General features: G+C 43.2%; 14 protein-coding genes and 12 tRNA genes. 22 read left to right on the plus strand and 4 right to left on the minus strand.

Annotated features, from left to right (window positions below):
• Nucleotides 1-43: 43 nt before the first annotated feature.
• The 16 genes from A587_RS0112870 to A587_RS0112945 all read left to right on the plus strand — a co-directional run bounded on the left by A587_RS0112870 (nt 44) and on the right by A587_RS0112945 (nt 5,108).
• Nucleotides 44-652 carry a 50S ribosomal protein L25/general stress protein Ctc gene (locus A587_RS0112870; RefSeq protein WP_017217941.1) on the plus strand — a complete coding sequence of 203 codons (609 nt, stop codon included), beginning with the start codon at nt 44-46 and terminating at the stop codon, nt 650-652.
• Nucleotides 653-671: 19 nt separating this feature from the next.
• Nucleotides 672-1,256 (plus strand): aminoacyl-tRNA hydrolase, encoded by a 585-nt coding sequence (gene pth, locus A587_RS0112875; RefSeq protein WP_026000988.1) that lies wholly within the window; start codon nt 672-674, stop codon nt 1,254-1,256.
• 96 nt (nt 1,257-1,352) lie between these two features.
• Nucleotides 1,353-2,444: a redox-regulated ATPase YchF gene (gene ychF / locus A587_RS0112880; RefSeq protein ID WP_010370435.1), complete on the plus strand. Its 1,092-nt coding sequence runs from the start codon at nt 1,353-1,355 to the stop codon at nt 2,442-2,444.
• Nucleotides 2,445-2,754: 310 nt separating this feature from the next.
• Nucleotides 2,755-2,831 (plus strand) — tRNA-Met (locus A587_RS0112885).
• 123 nt (nt 2,832-2,954) lie between these two features.
• Nucleotides 2,955-3,039, plus strand: a tRNA-Leu gene (locus tag A587_RS0112890).
• A gap of 39 nt (nt 3,040-3,078) precedes the next feature.
• Nucleotides 3,079-3,153: transfer RNA gene (locus A587_RS0112895), tRNA-Gln, on the plus strand.
• 41 nt (nt 3,154-3,194) lie between these two features.
• Nucleotides 3,195-3,279: transfer RNA gene (locus tag A587_RS0112900), tRNA-Leu, on the plus strand.
• Nucleotides 3,280-3,315: 36 nt separating this feature from the next.
• Nucleotides 3,316-3,390, plus strand: a tRNA-Gln gene (locus A587_RS0112905).
• 155 nt (nt 3,391-3,545) lie between these two features.
• Nucleotides 3,546-3,630 (plus strand) — tRNA-Leu (locus A587_RS0112910).
• A 36-nt stretch (nt 3,631-3,666) separates the two neighbouring features.
• Nucleotides 3,667-3,741, plus strand: a tRNA-Gln gene (locus A587_RS0112915).
• Between the two features lie 24 nt (nt 3,742-3,765).
• Nucleotides 3,766-3,842: transfer RNA gene (locus A587_RS0112920), tRNA-Met, on the plus strand.
• A gap of 85 nt (nt 3,843-3,927) precedes the next feature.
• Nucleotides 3,928-4,012 (plus strand) — tRNA-Leu (locus tag A587_RS0112925).
• Between the two features lie 131 nt (nt 4,013-4,143).
• A tRNA-Gln gene (locus A587_RS0112930) sits at nt 4,144-4,218 on the plus strand.
• Between the two features lie 2 nt (nt 4,219-4,220).
• A tRNA-Met gene (locus tag A587_RS0112935) sits at nt 4,221-4,297 on the plus strand.
• 85 nt (nt 4,298-4,382) lie between these two features.
• Nucleotides 4,383-4,467, plus strand: a tRNA-Leu gene (locus A587_RS0112940).
• An 86-nt stretch (nt 4,468-4,553) separates the two neighbouring features.
• Nucleotides 4,554-5,108 (plus strand): hypothetical protein, encoded by a 555-nt coding sequence (locus A587_RS0112945; protein ID WP_017217943.1) that lies wholly within the window; start codon nt 4,554-4,556, stop codon nt 5,106-5,108.
• 116 nt (nt 5,109-5,224) lie between these two features.
• On the opposite strand, the gene A587_RS0112950 is transcribed toward A587_RS0112945, so the two are convergent.
• The gene (locus A587_RS0112950; RefSeq protein ID WP_017217944.1) at nt 5,225-6,391 is read right to left on the minus strand and encodes an FAD-dependent oxidoreductase; all 1,167 of its coding nucleotides are present in this window, start codon (nt 6,389-6,391) and stop codon (nt 5,225-5,227) included.
• Nucleotides 6,392-6,621: 230 nt separating this feature from the next.
• On the opposite strand from A587_RS0112950, the gene miaB reads away from it, so the two are divergent.
• Genes miaB through lnt form a run of 5 tightly spaced genes read left to right on the plus strand, consistent with a single transcriptional unit; the run spans nt 6,622 to nt 12,062 of the window.
• Nucleotides 6,622-8,055 (plus strand): tRNA (N6-isopentenyl adenosine(37)-C2)-methylthiotransferase MiaB, encoded by a 1,434-nt coding sequence (gene miaB, locus A587_RS0112955; protein WP_017217945.1) that lies wholly within the window; start codon nt 6,622-6,624, stop codon nt 8,053-8,055.
• Nucleotides 8,056-8,109: 54 nt separating this feature from the next.
• Nucleotides 8,110-9,144 carry a PhoH family protein gene (locus A587_RS0112960; protein WP_010370423.1) on the plus strand — a complete coding sequence of 345 codons (1,035 nt, stop codon included), beginning with the start codon at nt 8,110-8,112 and terminating at the stop codon, nt 9,142-9,144.
• 3 nt (nt 9,145-9,147) lie between these two features.
• Complete coding sequence (ybeY, locus tag A587_RS0112965; RefSeq protein ID WP_017217946.1) at nt 9,148-9,606, plus strand: rRNA maturation RNase YbeY; 459 nt, start codon at nt 9,148-9,150, stop codon at nt 9,604-9,606.
• 22 nt (nt 9,607-9,628) lie between these two features.
• Nucleotides 9,629-10,507, plus strand: coding sequence for a CNNM family magnesium/cobalt transport protein CorC (gene corC / locus A587_RS0112970; protein ID WP_010370418.1), 879 nt, complete (start codon nt 9,629-9,631; stop codon nt 10,505-10,507).
• Nucleotides 10,485-12,062, plus strand: a complete 1,578-nt coding sequence (lnt, locus tag A587_RS0112975; protein ID WP_017217947.1) for an apolipoprotein N-acyltransferase — start codon at nt 10,485-10,487, stop codon at nt 12,060-12,062. Before corC ends, lnt begins: the two co-directional genes overlap by 23 nt.
• Before the next feature lie 921 nt (nt 12,063-12,983).
• Here lnt and A587_RS0112980 read toward each other — a convergent pair.
• Nucleotides 12,984-15,140, minus strand: a complete 2,157-nt coding sequence (locus A587_RS0112980; protein WP_017217948.1) for a tetratricopeptide repeat protein — start codon at nt 15,138-15,140, stop codon at nt 12,984-12,986.
• 101 nt (nt 15,141-15,241) lie between these two features.
• On the opposite strand from A587_RS0112980, the gene A587_RS0112985 reads away from it, so the two are divergent.
• A complete protein-coding gene (locus tag A587_RS0112985) occupies nt 15,242-15,901 on the plus strand; it encodes a hypothetical protein (protein WP_017217949.1) in 660 nt (219 codons plus the stop codon).
• Between the two features lie 18 nt (nt 15,902-15,919).
• Here A587_RS0112985 and A587_RS0112990 read toward each other — a convergent pair whose 3' ends face one another.
• Nucleotides 15,920-16,648, minus strand: a complete 729-nt coding sequence (locus A587_RS0112990) for an SIR2 family NAD-dependent protein deacylase (RefSeq protein ID WP_017217950.1) — start codon at nt 16,646-16,648, stop codon at nt 15,920-15,922.
• 29 nt (nt 16,649-16,677) lie between these two features.
• Nucleotides 16,678-17,196: a winged helix-turn-helix domain-containing protein gene (locus A587_RS0112995; protein ID WP_017217951.1), complete on the minus strand. Its 519-nt coding sequence runs from the start codon at nt 17,194-17,196 to the stop codon at nt 16,678-16,680.
• Nucleotides 17,197-17,429: the final 233 nt, after the last annotated feature.

Below are 17,429 nucleotides of genomic sequence, written 5' to 3' on the forward strand. Positions count from 1 at the left end.
CGAGCTCTCTGACACATTAACTTAAATTATTTTGGAGACATCCATGTCTGTATACAAATTAGACGCTGAAGTACGTTCTGACCTAGGTACTGGTGCGAGCCGCCGCCTACGTCGCGCTGACAAAGTTCCTGCAATCCTATACGGTGCTGGTAAAGATGCAGTTTCACTAACTCTTGATCACAACAAAGTATTGAAAGCGCAAGAAGACGAAGGTTTCTACACTCACATCCTAACGCTAAACATTGGCGGTGAGTCTGTTGAAGCAATTCTTAAAGATATGCAACGTCACCCGTACAAGCCTAAGATCACTCACTTAGACTTCCAACGCGTTGATGCTTCTCAAAAGCTTCACACTAAAGTTCCTGTTCACTTCATCAACGAAGAGAAAGCAACTAAAGGTGGCAACACTATCGTTCACCAACTAACTGAAATTGAAATCACTTGTCTTCCTGCAAGACTTCCTGAGTTCATCGAAGTTGACGTAGCGACTCTAGCTGTTGGCGCAACTCTACACCTATCTGATATCAAGCTTCCAGCTGGCGTTGTTTCAGTTGAACTTGCTAAAGGTGCAGATCACGACCAAGCGGTTGTTTCAGTAAACGCTCCTAAAGCAGCTCCTGCTGAAGAGTCTGCTGAAGACGCAGCTGAGTAATTGTTCAGGTGTTAACACCTTGAATAATATTCAAATGCTTGTGGGCCTGGCGAATCCAGGCCCCGAATACGCAAACACCCGTCATAACGCTGGCGCTTGGTTTATCGAAGAACTAGCCAGAAGATACAACTGCCTCCTAAAACCAGACGCTAAACATCACGGCCTCACTGGCAAAGTGCTCATCAATAATCAAGAGTTTAAATTGCTGATCCCTACGACTTATATGAACTTAAGTGGTAAAGCGGTCGCGAGTCTTGCCAATTTTTATAAAATCCCCGTCGAGAGTATTCTTGTTGCTCACGATGAAATGGATTTAGAACCCGGTATCGCCAAACTCAAAAAAGGTGGTGGTCACGGCGGTCACAATGGCTTAAAAGACATAATCGCTAAAATGGCAAATAACAAAGAATTTATGCGATTGCGCGTTGGTATTGGTCACCCAGGACACAGAGACAAAGTCACGGGCTGGGTTTTAGGCAAAGCACCACAAGCTGATCGAGAGAAAATTGATGCCGCTGTGGATGAAGCAGTCCGATGTATGGAAATACTCGCAAAAGACGGTGTGTTAAAAGCGCAAAATCGACTACATTCATTTAAACCGTAACAGTTCACTGCTGCGATTGATTGAGTAATACCTAAGCTTCTCGTTCGCCATGATGCGTGCTTGAGATAATACGGTAGAAATTTAGGAATAAACACTATGGGTTTTAAATGTGGCATTGTTGGTTTACCTAACGTAGGTAAATCTACTTTATTTAATGCGTTGACTAAAGCGGGCATTGAGGCCGCAAACTTTCCTTTCTGTACTATCGAACCGAATACCGGTGTAGTACCAGTACCAGATGCTCGTCTTGACCAGCTAGCTGAAATTGTAAATCCTCAGCGTACTATCCCAACTTCAATGGAGTTTGTGGATATTGCCGGTTTGGTAAAAGGCGCTTCAAAAGGCGAAGGTTTAGGTAACCAATTTTTGGCAAACATCCGTGAAACGGATGCTATCGGTCACGTAGTTCGCTGTTTTGAAAATGAAAATATCGTTCACGTTGCTGGTCAAATCGACCCTGCTGAAGACATTGATGTTATCAACACTGAGCTGGTACTTGCAGACATGGATACTGCTGATCGCGCGGTTTTACGTAACGCGAAGAAAGCGAAAGGCGGCGATAAAGACGCGAAATTTGAACTTGTTGTACTTGAAAAAGTAAAAGCGCACTTGGACGAAGGCTTAACGCTTCGCTCACTTGAGCTAAATAAAGAAGAAGCGGCAGCAATAAGCTACCTAAACTTTTTAACGATCAAGCCAACTATGTACATCGCCAATGTTAACGAAGATGGCTTTGAAAACAACCCATTCCTAGACAAAGTACGTGAAATTGCAGCAGCAGAAGACGCGGTTGTGATCCCTGTATGTGCAGCAATTGAGGCTGAGCTTTCTGAACTTGAAGAAGAAGATAAGAAAGAGTTTATGGATGACTTAGGCTTAGAAGAGCCAGGCCTAAACCGCGTGATCCGTGGTGGTTATGAGTTGTTGAAACTGCAAACTTACTTTACAGCTGGCGTAAAAGAAGTGCGTGCATGGACTATCCCTGTTGGCGCGACAGCACCTCAAGCTGCTGGTAAAATCCACACAGACTTTGAACGTGGTTTTATTCGTGCACAGACTATCGGCTTTGATGATTATATCGAGTTCCGTGGTGAATCTGGTGCGAAAGACGCAGGTAAAATGCGTCAAGAAGGTAAAGAATACATCGTGAAAGATGGCGATGTGATGAACTTCTTATTTAACGTGTAACCATAGTTACTACACGCTATTTCAATAAAAGGAGCTTCGGCTCCTTTTTAGTTTTATCAACTCTGCTTTTTAATCAAATAAGTACCTTGCTCTTCAGAGTAAGTTATAGACTTCAAAGGAATAAAAATTCACAGGTTTTGTTAAAAATTTGCAATTGCCCCGCATGATTTGATATAAAAACAAGCCGTTTCGCTTAATTTATCTGCAAACAAACTGTGTTAGCAGATTTTTTGCAAAAAAGGTGTTGACGGCTTGGGGGCATATACGCATAATACGCCCCGCATCAGCGATGATGAGAAGTTAAAGAGATGGCTATGTAGCTCAGCTGGTTAGAGCACATCACTCATAATGATGGGGTCCCCTGTTCAAATCAGGGCATAGCCACCATGCTTTAACTACTACCAAAACTCATCGATTTTTTGTTGCAAAAAATATGCGGAAGTAATGGAATTGGCAGTTGTCTTAATCAGGCGCTGGATTTAGGTTCCAATAACTAATGCGAAAAGATGTGCGGAAGTGGCGGAATTGGTAGACGCGCTGGATTTAGGTTCCAGTATCTTCGGATGTGAGAGTTCAAGTCTCTCTTTCCGCACCATGTTCTTTTAAATCAGAACTCAAAAAGATTTTATTTCGTTGGAGTATCGCCAAGCGGTAAGGCAGCGGGTTTTGATCCCGCCATTCCCAGGTTCAAATCCTGGTACTCCAGCCATCTCTTTTTGAGATGTTAGCTACAAATAAAATATCTACTGTGCGGAAGTGGCGGAATTGGTAGACGCGCTGGATTTAGGTTCCAGTATCTTCGGATGTGAGAGTTCAAGTCTCTCTTTCCGCACCATGTTCTCGATTGGAACTAAAACAATCAAATTTTCGTTGGAGTATCGCCAAGCGGTAAGGCAGCGGGTTTTGATCCCGCCATTCCCAGGTTCAAATCCTGGTACTCCAGCCACATTTCTAAAGTTTTGGAATTGGCAGATGTCTTGAAATAGACGCTGGATTTAGGTTCCAATATACTCTAGATAATAAATGCGGAAGTGGCGGAATTGGCAGTTGTCTTGATATAGACGCTGGATTTAGGTTCCAATAACTAATGCTAAAAGATGTGCGGAAGTGGCGGAATTGGTAGACGCGCTGGATTTAGGTTCCAGTATCTTCGGATGTGAGAGTTCAAGTCTCTCTTTCCGCACCATGTTCTCGATTGGAACTAAAACAATCAAATTTTCGTTGGAGTATCGCCAAGCGGTAAGGCAGCGGGTTTTGATCCCGCCATTCCCAGGTTCAAATCCTGGTACTCCAGCCACATTTCTAAAGTTTTGGAATTGATGGCTATGTAGCTCAGCTGGTTAGAGCACATCACTCATAATGATGGGGTCCCCTGTTCAAATCAGGGCATAGCCACCATTTATAAATGCGGAAGTTTTGGAATTGGCAGATGTCTTGATATAGACGCTGGATTTAGGTTCCAATAACTAATGCAAAATGATATGCGGAAGTGGCGGAATTGGTAGACGCGCTGGATTTAGGTTCCAGTATCTTCGGATGTGAGAGTTCAAGTCTCTCTTTCCGCACCATGTTCTTTCAAGCAGAACTAAAACTCTTGAACTTACCTCTATTGCTGGGTATCGTCTCGACACGAAGTGGAAGCGGTAAGATAGCCTAACTCAAATCTAGGCTAAATAAGGTTTGAACTTACCTCTATTGCTGGAGTATCGCCAAGCGGTAAGGCAGCGGGTTTTGATCCCGCCATTCCCAGGTTCAAATCCTGGTACTCCAGCCAATGGCTATGTAGCTCAGCTGGTTAGAGCACATCACTCATAATGATGGGGTCCCCTGTTCAAATCAGGGCATAGCCACCATTTATAAATGCGGAAGTTTTGGAATTGGCAGATGTCTTGATATAGACGCTGGATTTAGGTTCCAATAACTAATGCAAAATGATATGCGGAAGTGGCGGAATTGGTAGACGCGCTGGATTTAGGTTCCAGTATCTTCGGATGTGAGAGTTCAAGTCTCTCTTTCCGCACCATTTAGTAACAATTTCTTTCCTCTTTATTCATTCCTAGCTCATTTTACTAATGCTACTTTCAAACTTTCTTCATATTAGGAAAGAAAGTGCTAAAGTTTTTATTTCTTTTATTCTCATTAATCATTTTAAGTATACCCGGCTTTGTAGAAGCAAAGGCTAGTTCAATTTGCTCTCCATCACACATAGAAATAGCACTCAAACATTTTAGCTACTGTCAGCCCTCAGAGCAGGCAAATAAAGTTTCATTTCAAACCTTTACTAACAACACCTACTCAGTTGTGATTAGCGACAACTCTTCTGAACTAACGTTAAGCTGGATAACTGGCGCCACCGCACTTGCAGGTCTACCTAACAAGTATGATTTAACACCTCTTGAGTTTATGACACGAGCTTTCAATGGCACGTTTGATATACAGAGTGAAGATATGCAGAAAGTCAGTGCTGAGCTTGGCGTTATAAACGAAGCAAATGTATTTACCGCTACTCACGGAGCAAAACATATTTTTTCTTCTATCAGACCTTCAGGAGTTCAAACTGCTTACATTTTGCAGCCCAACAGTGATTGGTTATTAAGGCTAGATGGCAAATTTGATATTAATACTTTGATGTATGTCGTCGATAAGCTAACACTGATGAGATGATCTCGCACTAAATAATGAAGCGTGCAGTAATACCGATTTATCTTAATACTTGCTCCTTCAAAAAGATCACTTAATTAAGTAAATTGGTGTAACACGCTCAGTGCAGAGAACAAAGATTAAAAACCAACTCCTCCCATAGCATGCTTAAGCACTTCTTTTTTTAACGGCCCAGCTTTATTCGCCACATTCAGCGCCAGATTTCTCAAATGCTTTAACGGTGTTACTTGATTCGAAAAACCAAAATAACATGCATCCATCATACTCATCATCAATAGGTTGTCTTTCCTACGCTTTTTCTCATAATGATGCAATGCGCTACTGTCACCAATATCTTCTTTTGACTCAATCGCTTTAGCAAGCGCCGCTACGTCTTTAAAGCCAAGGTTTACTCCCTGCCCTGCTAACGGATTAATGGTATGAGCTGCATCTCCTACTAATACCACTCGTTCGCTCACGTACTGGTTAGCATGTTGCCTTGCTAAAGGAAAAACCGCCACTTCTTCAATCTCAAAGTCACCGGGTAGCTCAAAAAATGCTGCTTTTACTTCTTGTTTTAGCGCCTGCTTATCTAATTGCTTAAGTAAATTGAGTTTATTGCCGTTGTCATACCAAATCAGATTGGCATACGGATACTGCATAGGTAAAAAGGCAATGGGACCTGACGGCTTAAATTGCTGCCATGTTTTTTCTTGTTGCGGCGCGTCGAGTTTAATCAGCAGCCCCATACAATGTTGCTCATATTGCCACCCCGTCACGCCTATGCCACTCATTTGTCTGACGATAGAACGGCCACCGTCAGCTGCAATTAACAAATCGGCGGTAAAGGATGCTGCTTGATACTCAATCGTCACGGAATCATCATTATGAACAATGCGCTTTGGAATCCCCTCTGGTGAAGCCACTTTGATATCAAATTCCTTAAACTGTTGCCACAAAGCAGCTTGAATGAGGTTATTCTCAATTAAGTGGCCTAAGTGCGAGGCGTTTAGCGCTTCACAATCAAATATCAACTGTCCAGGCTTATCCTCATAGGCTTCTAGCTGCTTGTAAACCGCAGCTCTGGCGCTTCTTAACACAGGCATAGCACCGAGTTCATCCAATAACTGCTCGGAAAAGCGATTGATAGCAGAAACGCGAATATCTACCTTATCACTTGCGAGTATTGCATCAGGTGAGATGGGAGAATGTTCAATAATGGTTACGTCAACACCTTGCTTCGCTAGCTTAACAGCACACGCCGCACCAACCATGCCACCACCGACTATCAGAGCCTTGTTTTTCATGCCATATTCCACTTAATTGAGTCTTTGCGCATTGTAACGCATATAAAAACAGATGTTTGCTTAAAACACCCTGTATTGATCCACATTTTGAAAGTTAAAATCTATACTTGGCTAGACAAGATAGGTCATATAAAATACGCGTCCTTTAGGCATAATGATATCAATTCAGCATCGCCTGCACGAGAAACGCGTAGTGCTAAACACCGAGTTGTAAACGAGGCAATATTTAAATGAGTAAAAAACTGCATATTAAAACCTGGGGTTGTCAGATGAACGAGTATGACTCCCAGAAAATGGCGGATCTTTTGGATTCAACAAATGGCTATCAGCTTACAGAAGAAGCTGAGCAAGCTGATGTGATCCTACTCAATACTTGCTCGATTCGTGAGAAGGCACAGGAAAAAGTATTCCACCAACTTGGTCGTTGGAAACTACTAAAAGACACAAAACCAGATCTTGTTATTGGTGTTGGTGGCTGCGTAGCGTCACAAGAAGGCGACACCATTCGCCAGCGCGCTCCATTTGTTGATATCGTGTTTGGCCCACAAACATTGCACCGCCTACCAGAGATGATCAAGCAGGTGCAAAGTAAAGAAGGTGCTGTCGTTGATATTTCATTCCCTGAAATTGAAAAATTTGACCGTCTCCCAGAGCCAAAGGCTGAAGGCCCGAGTGCATTTGTTTCAATTATGGAAGGTTGCTCTAAGTACTGTACTTTCTGTGTTGTACCGTACACGCGTGGCGAAGAAGTAAGCCGTCCTTTAGATGATGTGATCCTTGAAGTTGCTCAGCTTGCGGAGCAAGGTGTACGTGAAGTGAACTTACTCGGTCAAAACGTAAATGCTTACCGTGGTGAAATGCACGATGGTGAAATTTGTTACTTCTCTGATTTAATTCGCTACGTTGCAGCAATTGACGGTATTGACCGTATTCGTTATACAACATCTCACCCGGTTGAATTTACACCAGATATCATTGAAGCCTATGCGGATGTGCCTGAGCTTGTTGACCATTTACACCTACCAGTGCAAAGTGGTTCAGACCGTATTCTAAACCTTATGAAACGCGGTCATACTGCGCTTGAGTACAAGTCAACGATCCGCAAGCTACGTAAGATCCGTCCTAACCTAAGCATGTCTTCAGATTTCATCATTGGTTTCCCAGGTGAATCAAACGCAGACTTTGAAGCAACGATGAACCTGATTAATGATATCGGCTTTGATATGAGCTTTAGTTTCATCTACTCGGCACGACCTGGCACACCAGCAGCAGACTTACCTGACGATGTGGCAGAATCAGAAAAGAAAGAACGCCTGTATCTTCTACAGAACCGTATCAACCAAATGGCGCAGGATATCAGCCGCAAGATGCACGATACCGAGCAGCGTATTTTGGTTGAAGGCCCATCGAAGAAAAACCCAATGGAACTGCGTGGTAGAACCGAAAATAACCGCGTTGTAAACTTTGAAGGTCCACACTCAGTGATCGGCCAATTCGTCGATGTACGTATTACTGAGGCGTTACCAAACTCGTTACGTGGTGAGCTTATCCGTACTGAAGCAGAAATGGATTTACGTCGTGACGTAAAACCGTCGGATATCTTAAATAAAGCACCACAAGAACCTGAAATTAATGAATTAGGTGTTGGTACTTTTACCCCCTAGCATTTTTAAATTGTGCGCTAGCTTCGGTTAGCGTCATTTTTATAGGAAGACATTTTGAGTAATCAGATAAAGAATATAGAAATTTACTTAGAACCCGCAGATAACCACCGCCTTTCTTCACTTTGTGGTCCGTTCGACGAAAATCTAAAACAAATAGAACGTCGCCTTGGAGTTGAAATCGCGCACCGTGACAATTGGTTTAAAGTGACCGGACAAGCGGTAACGGCAAAAGCAGCTGTGGATATTCTAAAATCTCTATATGTTGATACTCAGCCTGTGAAAGGAAAAATGACAGAAATCGAACCGGATCAGGTTCATCTGGCCATCACAGAAGCGAACGTACTTGAACAAGACGCCCCTACCGTGTGGGACAAAGAAGTTTATATTAAAACTCGTCGCGGTGTGGTTAAGCCTCGTAACCCAAATCAGAGCCAATATGTCGCTAATATCTTAACTCACGATATTACCTTTGGTGTTGGCCCCGCGGGTACTGGTAAAACCTACCTTGCTGTTGCAGCAGCGGTTGATGCGCTAGAACGTCAAGAAATACGTCGCATCCTCCTCACTCGTCCAGCGGTTGAAGCTGGTGAAAAGCTGGGCTTCTTACCGGGTGATTTAACACAAAAAATCGACCCTTACCTTCGTCCACTTTATGACGCCCTATTCGAGATGCTTGGTTTTGAAAAAGTTGAGCGCCTAATCGAAAAAAATGTCATCGAAGTTGCACCTTTGGCGTATATGCGTGGTCGAACACTCAATGACGCGTTTATTATCTTGGACGAGAGCCAAAATACCACGACTGAACAAATGAAGATGTTCCTAACGCGGATTGGCTTTAATTCAAAAGCGGTGATCACCGGTGATATCACGCAAATCGATTTGCCTCGCGGTGCGCGCTCTGGACTTCGTCATGCGATAGAAGTGCTCAATGATGTAGAAGAGATTTCATTTAACTTCTTTAAATCTCACGATGTAGTTAGACACCCTGTGGTTGCTCGTATCGTCGAAGCATACGAGAAGAAAGAAGAACAAGAGCGTCTCGCTAAAGCTGAAAAGCATCAAGCGAAACAGCAACCTTCTGAGGAATAAACCATGGACTTAATGCTAGATTTGCAATTGGCTTGTGAGTTTGAAAACTTGCCATCCGAAGCACAATTTCAATTATGGGCAGAACATGCATTAACGCAATTTCGCGAAGAAGCGGAATTAACGATTCGCATCGCTGAGGAGCACGAAAGCCAAGAGCTTAATAGCCAGTACAGAGGTAAAGACAAGCCAACCAACGTGTTGTCTTTCCCATTTGATGCGCCACCGGGAATTGAGTTACCACTTATTGGTGATTTAATTATTTGTCCCCAAGTGGTATACCAAGAATCCATAGAGCAAGAAAAGACCTTTCATGACCACTTCGCCCATATGGTTATCCATGGTTGCTTGCATTTACTTGGATTTGACCATATAAATGAACAAGACGCGGTAGAAATGGAAACAATAGAGAAGCAAATTCTCGCTTCTTTGAATATCGCAGATCCTTACAGAGACGATTGTTAAATTAACGGAGCAGACACAACTAATGAGCGACGATAACTCGCAAAGTAGTCAGGGTTCTTCTAGCAAGACCTGGCTGGGACGCATCACACAGATGCTGCAAGGGGAACCCCAAAATAAAGAAGAACTGGCTGAAGTCATCGCTGATGCGCAAGAGCGCCAGCTGATTGACCCAGAAACCAAAGATATGATGGAAGGTGTACTCAGCGTTTCAGAGCTGAAAGTACGTGACATCATGATCCCACGTTCGCAAATGATTACACTTGATGTAGATGAGCCGCTCAGTGCTCAACTCCCTATGATGGTAGAATCTTCACACTCACGTTTTCCTGTGATTTGTGAAGACAAAGACCACGTAGAAGGCATCTTACTTGCCAAAGATCTCTTACCTTTGATTTTGCGCGAAGAGAGCGATTTGCCAAGTATCCGCGAATATCTTCGTCCCGCTGTGGTCGTGCCTGAAAGTAAGCGTGTCGATACCCTGCTCAACGAATTCCGTCAAAAACGTTACCATATGGCTATCGTGATTGATGAATACGGCGGTGTATCTGGACTGGTTACTATCGAAGATATTCTCGAAACCATTGTTGGTGAAATAGAAGATGAACATGACGACGACGAAGAACAACAAGATATTCGTCAGCTGTCTAAGCATGTTTATACCGTACAAGCACTCACCCCCTTGGATGAATTCAACGAATTTTTCAAAACCAACTACGACACTCAAGAAGCCGATACCATTGGCGGTATTATTCTTCATGCATTTGGCCATATGCCAAGCCGTGGTGAAACTATAGACATAGATCCCCTTCAGTTTAAGGTAACTAACTCCGATAACCGGAGGATCTTACAAATTCAAGTAAGTGTACCTAAATCTGAACATGTTGAAGACTCTAGTATCTAACCTGAGTAACCTCGCAAAAGATAAGTTTGCATGGCTGGCACTCATTTCTGGCTGTGCGCTTACTTTTGCTTATTCCCCTTTTTGTTTTTGGCCCATCGCGTTTGTCAGCTTGATTATAGCGACTTGGCTTACCGATAAACCCAGTCCAAAGCTCGCGGCTAAATATGGCTTTTTATTTGGCTTTGGCTGGTTTGCCCTTGGCATAAGCTGGGTGCATGTCTCTATCGCTGAATTTGGTGGTTTACCCTTACCTGTCTCGGTGCTGTTGATGGCGTTGCTATGTGCTTATCTTGCCATCTACCCGACATTGGCATTTGTTTTTGCCAGCTACTTTACTCGCACACCTTGGCAACGGGTGCTGGCACTTGTTGCGGGGTTTGCCATTACCGAGTGGCTGCGAGGCCACATGCTCACAGGCTTCCCTTGGCTTAGCTTTGGTTACACATTAACTGACTCGCCTCTGAGCAGTTTAGCCCCTTGGATCGGTGAATTTGGCTTAACATTGCTAGTTATTTTAGCGACAACAAGCCTTTACTATCTACTTAAACAACGTGCGATTTATCTCACCATAGTCAGCTTTGCTGGCATTGCCGGTCTATACAGTGTGCCAATCATTCAAGGCCCACTAAAATACTCGGGTGATGAAATTACTACCTTGCTTGTACAAGGTAATATCAAGCAGAGTCTGCGCTGGGAGCCTGAGCAGTTTTGGCCTACCATGTCTAAATATCGAGATATGACTAGACCTAACTGGCAAGGCGTTGATTTAGTGGTGTGGCCAGAAGCAGCTATTCCTGAATTTGAAGATATCGCCTACCCATTTTTAGAAGGGCTGGACAAAGCCGCCGCGTTTAATGGCACTGCACTAATAACGGGCATTCCCGATTATCAATTTGATACTAGAACCGCGTACAACACGCTGATCACGCTTGGTAAAAAAGAAAAAGAAGATAGCGAAGGGCAATATCACTATCTGCACAAAAACCGCTACCAGAAGCACCAATTGTTGCCTATTGGTGAGTTTGTACCGTTCGAAGACCTATTGCGTCCTATAGCCCCTCTTTTTAACTTAGCGATGTCGTCATTTACTCGAGGTGATGCGGTACAACCAAACCTACTTGCGAACGGTTTGCATGTGTTACCCGCTATTTGCTACGAAATCGCGTTTAGCGAGCTTGTCAGAGGTAACTTTACCTCTGAGTCAGATATTCTTTTTACTGTGAGCAACGACGCTTGGTTTGGAGATTCCCACGGCCCGCATCAGCATATGCAGATCGCTCGCATGCGTGCCTTAGAATTACAGCGCCCATTAATTCGAGTAACGAATAATGGTATCACTGGTGTTTACGATCCGCTTAGCAAAGTTCAGCATGCCATTCCACAATTCGAAGCCAATATACTGAAAAGTGATGTAAAGCTAATTAGAGGAGTGAGCTGGTATGCAGAGCATGGTAATCGCCCCATCTGGTTTATTGTCGCTTTTATTATGCTGATACTCACCGCTGCAAAGGTAAAGCCTTTAGTGCTGAAGCGGTTTGAACGCAACTTTTTGTAGTTGCGGTGTTGTACCTATCGCGATGTAAAATCGCTCCTACACGCGATACATAACCTCTGGTGGGAGCCGCTTTATGCGGTGTTCTTTTACTAAATCGCGATGTAAAGTCGCACCTACACGCGATACATAACCTATGGTCGGAGCCGCTTTATGTGGCGAGCCTTTGTGCCATATCGCGATATAAAATCGCTCCTACACGTAATATATAACCTCTGGTGGGAGCCGCTTTACGCGGCGAGCTTTTGTGCCATTTCGCGATGTAAAATCGCTCCTACACGCGATATATAACCTATGGTGGGAGCCGCTTTACGCGGCGAGCTTTTGTGCCATTTCGCGATGTAAAGTCGCACCTACACGCGATACATAACCTATGGTCGGAGCCGCTTTATGCGGCGAGCCTTTGTGCCATATCGCGATGTAAAATCGCTCCTACACTCGATATATAACCTATGGTGGGAGCTGCTTTACGCGGCGAGCTTTTGTGCCATTTCGCGATGTAAAGTCGCACCTACACGCGATACATAACCTATGGTCGGAGCCGCTTTATGCGGCGAGCCTTTGTGCCATATCGCGATGTAAAATCGCTCCTACATTCGATATATAACCTATGGTTGGAGCCGCTTTATGCGGCGAGCTTTTGTGCCATTTCGCGATGTGAAATAGCTCCTACACACGATATATAAACTCTGGTGGGAGCCGCTTTACGCGGTGATCTTTTGTGCCATTTCGCGATGTGAAATCGCTCCTACACACGATATATAAACTCTGGTGGGAGCCGTTTTACACGGCGAGCTTTTACTATATCGCGATATATAACCTCTGGTGGGAGCCGCTTTACGCGGCGAGCTTTTGTGCCATTTCGCGATGTAAAATCGCTCCTACACACAATAAATAACCTCAGGTAAAAGCAGGTTTGTGTTATTACTCACAAGGTATGATAACACTCACTTTCAACCCACCTAATTCGCTATGCGCAACGGCAATGCTGCCGCCGTGCAATTCAACCAGTTTTTGACAAATAGATAAACCTAAGCCGGAGCCACCAAGATCTCGGCTACGTGATTTATCACAGCGGAACAAACGTTCAAACAATCTCCCTAAAGCTTCATCGCCCACACCTGGGCTTGAATCTTCAATAACACATTGGATTTGCTGGCTTTGATAGCTAATATCCACACAGACTTCTCCCGGCTTGTCGGTATAATTCACACTATTACGAGCCAAGTTATTGAATACCTGAGCAAATCTAGTTACATCAATATCGATTTCCAGTTCATCTGGTAATTCTATATTGGCATTAAACTCAAGCCCTTCATCCGTCACAAAGTCATCAATATCTTCAACAAGACCAATAAACGCTTGTTTGGCATTGACACGCTCTAACGCCAAGTTAAGGCTGCCAGTATCTGCCTGCGCGAGTTCATAGATATCTTTAATTAATGTGTTAAGAGTATCGAGACGGCGGTTAAGCACTTTGTAGCTCTGCTTTGGATTTTCCACCAAATTATGTTCCAAAGATTCAATATGCAGCTTAAGTACGGTAAGCGGTGTTCTTAATTCATGAGAAATATCTGCAAGTAGTTGCTGCTTTAAATCCAAAGTTTTGTTGAGAAGCTGCTTCTCGAGTTCAAGTGCCCGACGTTTGTTTCTCGCAAGTAATAAGAACGCGCTCAGTAGAACGACCAAAACTCCCACCACTGCTGCCGTTACTATTTGTTCTACGCGCTGTTCGGCCAGCTCTACATCACGCTGTGTTTTTAGACTTTGTAGCTCATATTGATTCTTCTGGTACTCGGTATCCATCTGATAGGCCAAGGCTTTTTGACTGGCTTCTTTTTTAAGCTGAGAAACTTTAGACTCCGCATATTGCAGGTGGTAGTTAAGCGCAGATTCAAAGTCACCTTTCGTGCTGTAGGCATCTTTCAACACCAGCAAAGCGGTAACTTTAAGGCCTGGCTGAACTTCATTTTGCGCTATAATTTGCTCCATATTTTTTATAAAGAAATCGGCTCGTTCAGGTAAAACAATTTGCGCATAGGTAGTCATCGTCTCTTGATAAAGCACTTTACTTTGTACCGGATCAATTAACTCTAGCGCTTGTTCAACATACTCTTTAGCCTTAGCTTTTTCATTTGCTTTTAATTTAACTTCAGCCAAATTGCTCAGCGCCCAGCCCTGATTTCTGGTGTGGTCATTCTCCTCGAAAATCGTAAATGCTTTTTCAAATGACGCTTGTGCATTTTTATATTGGTTGAGTTTCATTTGTTCACGGCCAATGCGGATCAAAGTATAGGCTGAGTAAACGACACTGCCCCCTTTGATGTCATAGTCATAAGCAGTTTGATAGGCTGCTAATGACTTTTCATGGTCGCCAATCACTTGGTGCGCGCCCCCCAAGTTATAGTAAAGCTGTCCAAGTAAAACGATATTTTCCTGTTTTTGGCTTTTTAGCACCGCGATTGATTGTTGTAATAGCTCAAGGGCTTTGTCAGGTAAAGATAACTCTGAATAGGTATCTGCAAGCTGAGTAATCGCCAATATTTGCAACTCAGGGAGCTCATGACTCCTTGCAATTTCAATCGACATCTCAAAGCTCTTTACACCGTTTTTATAATCACCGTTTTGAGTATATGCAGCGCCTAGAAAGCGATGTGCATGGCTAAGCAAGCGATACTTTTTTAGCTCAGAAAGCTGAGTAACCGCGACCTGTAAATGACTAATGGCATCGCTAAACCTTCCCTCATTGAGCATGAGGTCACCATACGTTAAAGAGTATTTAGCTTCATATTCGGGTAAATTATGCAAGAGTAATACCTGTTTAAAACGCTCCGCCCATTTATGTGCCTCTTCGAGCTGGAAACCGTTTTTTAATGCAACAGTGGTCTTATGGTGAACATCGGCAACTTCTTCCGGCGTTAAGCCCGACTCTAATACTTGGTCGACTTTTTGAAGTGCGCTATCACGTGTTTCTTGTTGCTGAATTTCTTTAATAAAAGCATCATATAAACGCTCATTGGCATGAACTAGCTGGCTTAATAGTAGGCAACAAGTAAGCAGTATTATCTTAAAGTGCAACACGTAATCGTCTCTTTGTTATTATCGTTATAAATTGAGCAAAACAGCAGGCAAATAGGCTATCATATTGCGTGAGCATTAAATAATAAATTGTGGTTCTATGTATGTCGAATAATAGTCTAACTCAGTTTTTGCTAGCGTTAAAAAGCGCGGATATAGAAAAAATCAAAGCCGTGTACGCACACGCTCCCAAAGACGAGCAGAGTGAAGTCCTCAAGTTTCTTTTTCAAAGTGCGCAGGGTAACACTGCACTCTATGGCCACTATCAAGATATAGCGAGTATTTGCTTACAAGCAGCATGCTTTCCAGAAGCGATGATAGCTGCGATTAACTCCTTGGAGAAGTTTGCCTTTTTCTCAACACCTTTGATCCAAGCTGAGCAAATCAATAACCTTAACCCGCAAGGGAATAACATCCTACATATTCTTTTATCGCAAATGCCCGCGAAAGATAACGGTCTAAATTACCTTAGAACCTTATTGCACTTTGAAAGCAAAGAGCTACTTCAAAATGCACTGAGTCAAAGAAACGCAAAAAAGTTAACACCTCTAGAATGCTACTTAGCTTTTAATAGCCATACTGCGCCACTGAGTATTCAAGAATTAAGCGCTTTACTTGGCTTGATGGAAATCGAAAGGCGACATACAAGCGCAGTGGAAAACCACAACGCCAAAGTAATTGAATCACACCTCCTACAACAACATCGGCTCAGTGAATATAAACAATTTCTGCTAGCCACTTACTATCAAAGTAATGCAGGCTAACTTTCCTCAGGCTTTAAATTAAGAGGTTGGCAAACTGGCGATGTATTCACTTGCCGTCATGCGGTGATAGGTGACTTGTTCGTAAAGTAAGTGCGCAGGGTTTGGATCAACCACTTCTATCGGAATTGCTTTGTGCCTTGCTATTTCCAAGGCCATTTGAGTGATATTGACACTAAAGGAAGTGCCCATAAAAATCATTCGATCCGCGGCATACATTCGTGACTGTGCTTCGCTAATACGATACAGATCGGTGTAGTATTCGTCGAATAACAATACATATGGCTTAAGTGACACGCCTTTTTCAGGCCCTCGTTGAGCAATCTTGAAAAGTGCTAACAACGACTCGGCCAATCGACTTTCGTCTACCTCATCCCAAGGGGCAGTAAAGCACTCCGTGGGCTCACCTTGGGTATGAAAGGGTGTCACCTGATCAACACGTCCATGGATCGCAATAAAGTGGTTATTACCCGCTTTACCATCTAAACCGTCAATATTTTGCGTGATCACATTTTTATCACTAAGCCATTGATGAACTTGATTGGGACCGTGATTACGGTAAGTCACAAAACGATGGTAATACCATTTTAAGAATTCTGCCGGTTGCGATTTATACATTGCGCGCGTAGCCATTTCTTGAGGAGTGTAATTAGCCGAACCTATCGTCCAAAAGCCATCCTCTCCTCGAAAGGTTGGGATACCACTTTCGGCACTCACCCCAGCACCTGTGATATACAACGTTTGCAACATGACACAACCTCAACTCAAGTAAATTTGACTCACGATAACGTAAAGTAGATACCCAAGGCTAGCAACACAAGTACACCCGCAAGCCCAAACATAGGCAGCTTGCTACCACTAGATCCAGGCCTTTCGAGCACTTCAGAAGGTGATTCAGTCACTACCGTTTCTTCTTCCACCGGTTGTACATCCACTTTAGTCGACTCATTGGTCGCTGTTTGAGGTGAAGCCTGCGATGAAGCCTGAGCTTCCGCAGTCCCTTCAAAAGCCGTACAAGGGATCTGCCATTGATACCCTTTTCGTGAAAAGGTTTTGATAGCATCATCACCGAACAAAGCTCGTAAATGGCCAATATTTTGAAATACGACCTGATCTGTGACTTTCCTATCTGGCCATACTTTCTCTAAGATGTCTTCTTTACTGTGGATAGTTTGAGGAGCGGATAAAAATAACTCCAATATCTGAGCAGGTTTTTGTTTTAAATTTAGCTTTCTGTCGTCTTTATAAAGCTTTAGCTCTTTGCTATCAAACAAAAAATCCTTAAAAGCGAATTTCATTTCCCTAGTTCCCAACTTGGTCTTAATTACTATAATAATTATTGTTTTATTCGAATTTACTACGACATAACATTGCATTTATAGCGAAACATGCCGCGAAAATATAGGGCAATGTTACATCGGTTTACAAACTATTGATAAAATCGGCTTTTAGTATAGAGCGATCACTCAGAAAATCACTACCTAATCCTTAGAATAATTCGAATAGACTCAAAACCTAAGCGTATATAAAC

Origin of the sequence: Pseudoalteromonas sp. NJ631 (assembly GCF_000276645.1) — a bacterium.
GTDB lineage: Bacteria > Pseudomonadota > Gammaproteobacteria > Enterobacterales > Alteromonadaceae > Pseudoalteromonas > Pseudoalteromonas piscicida.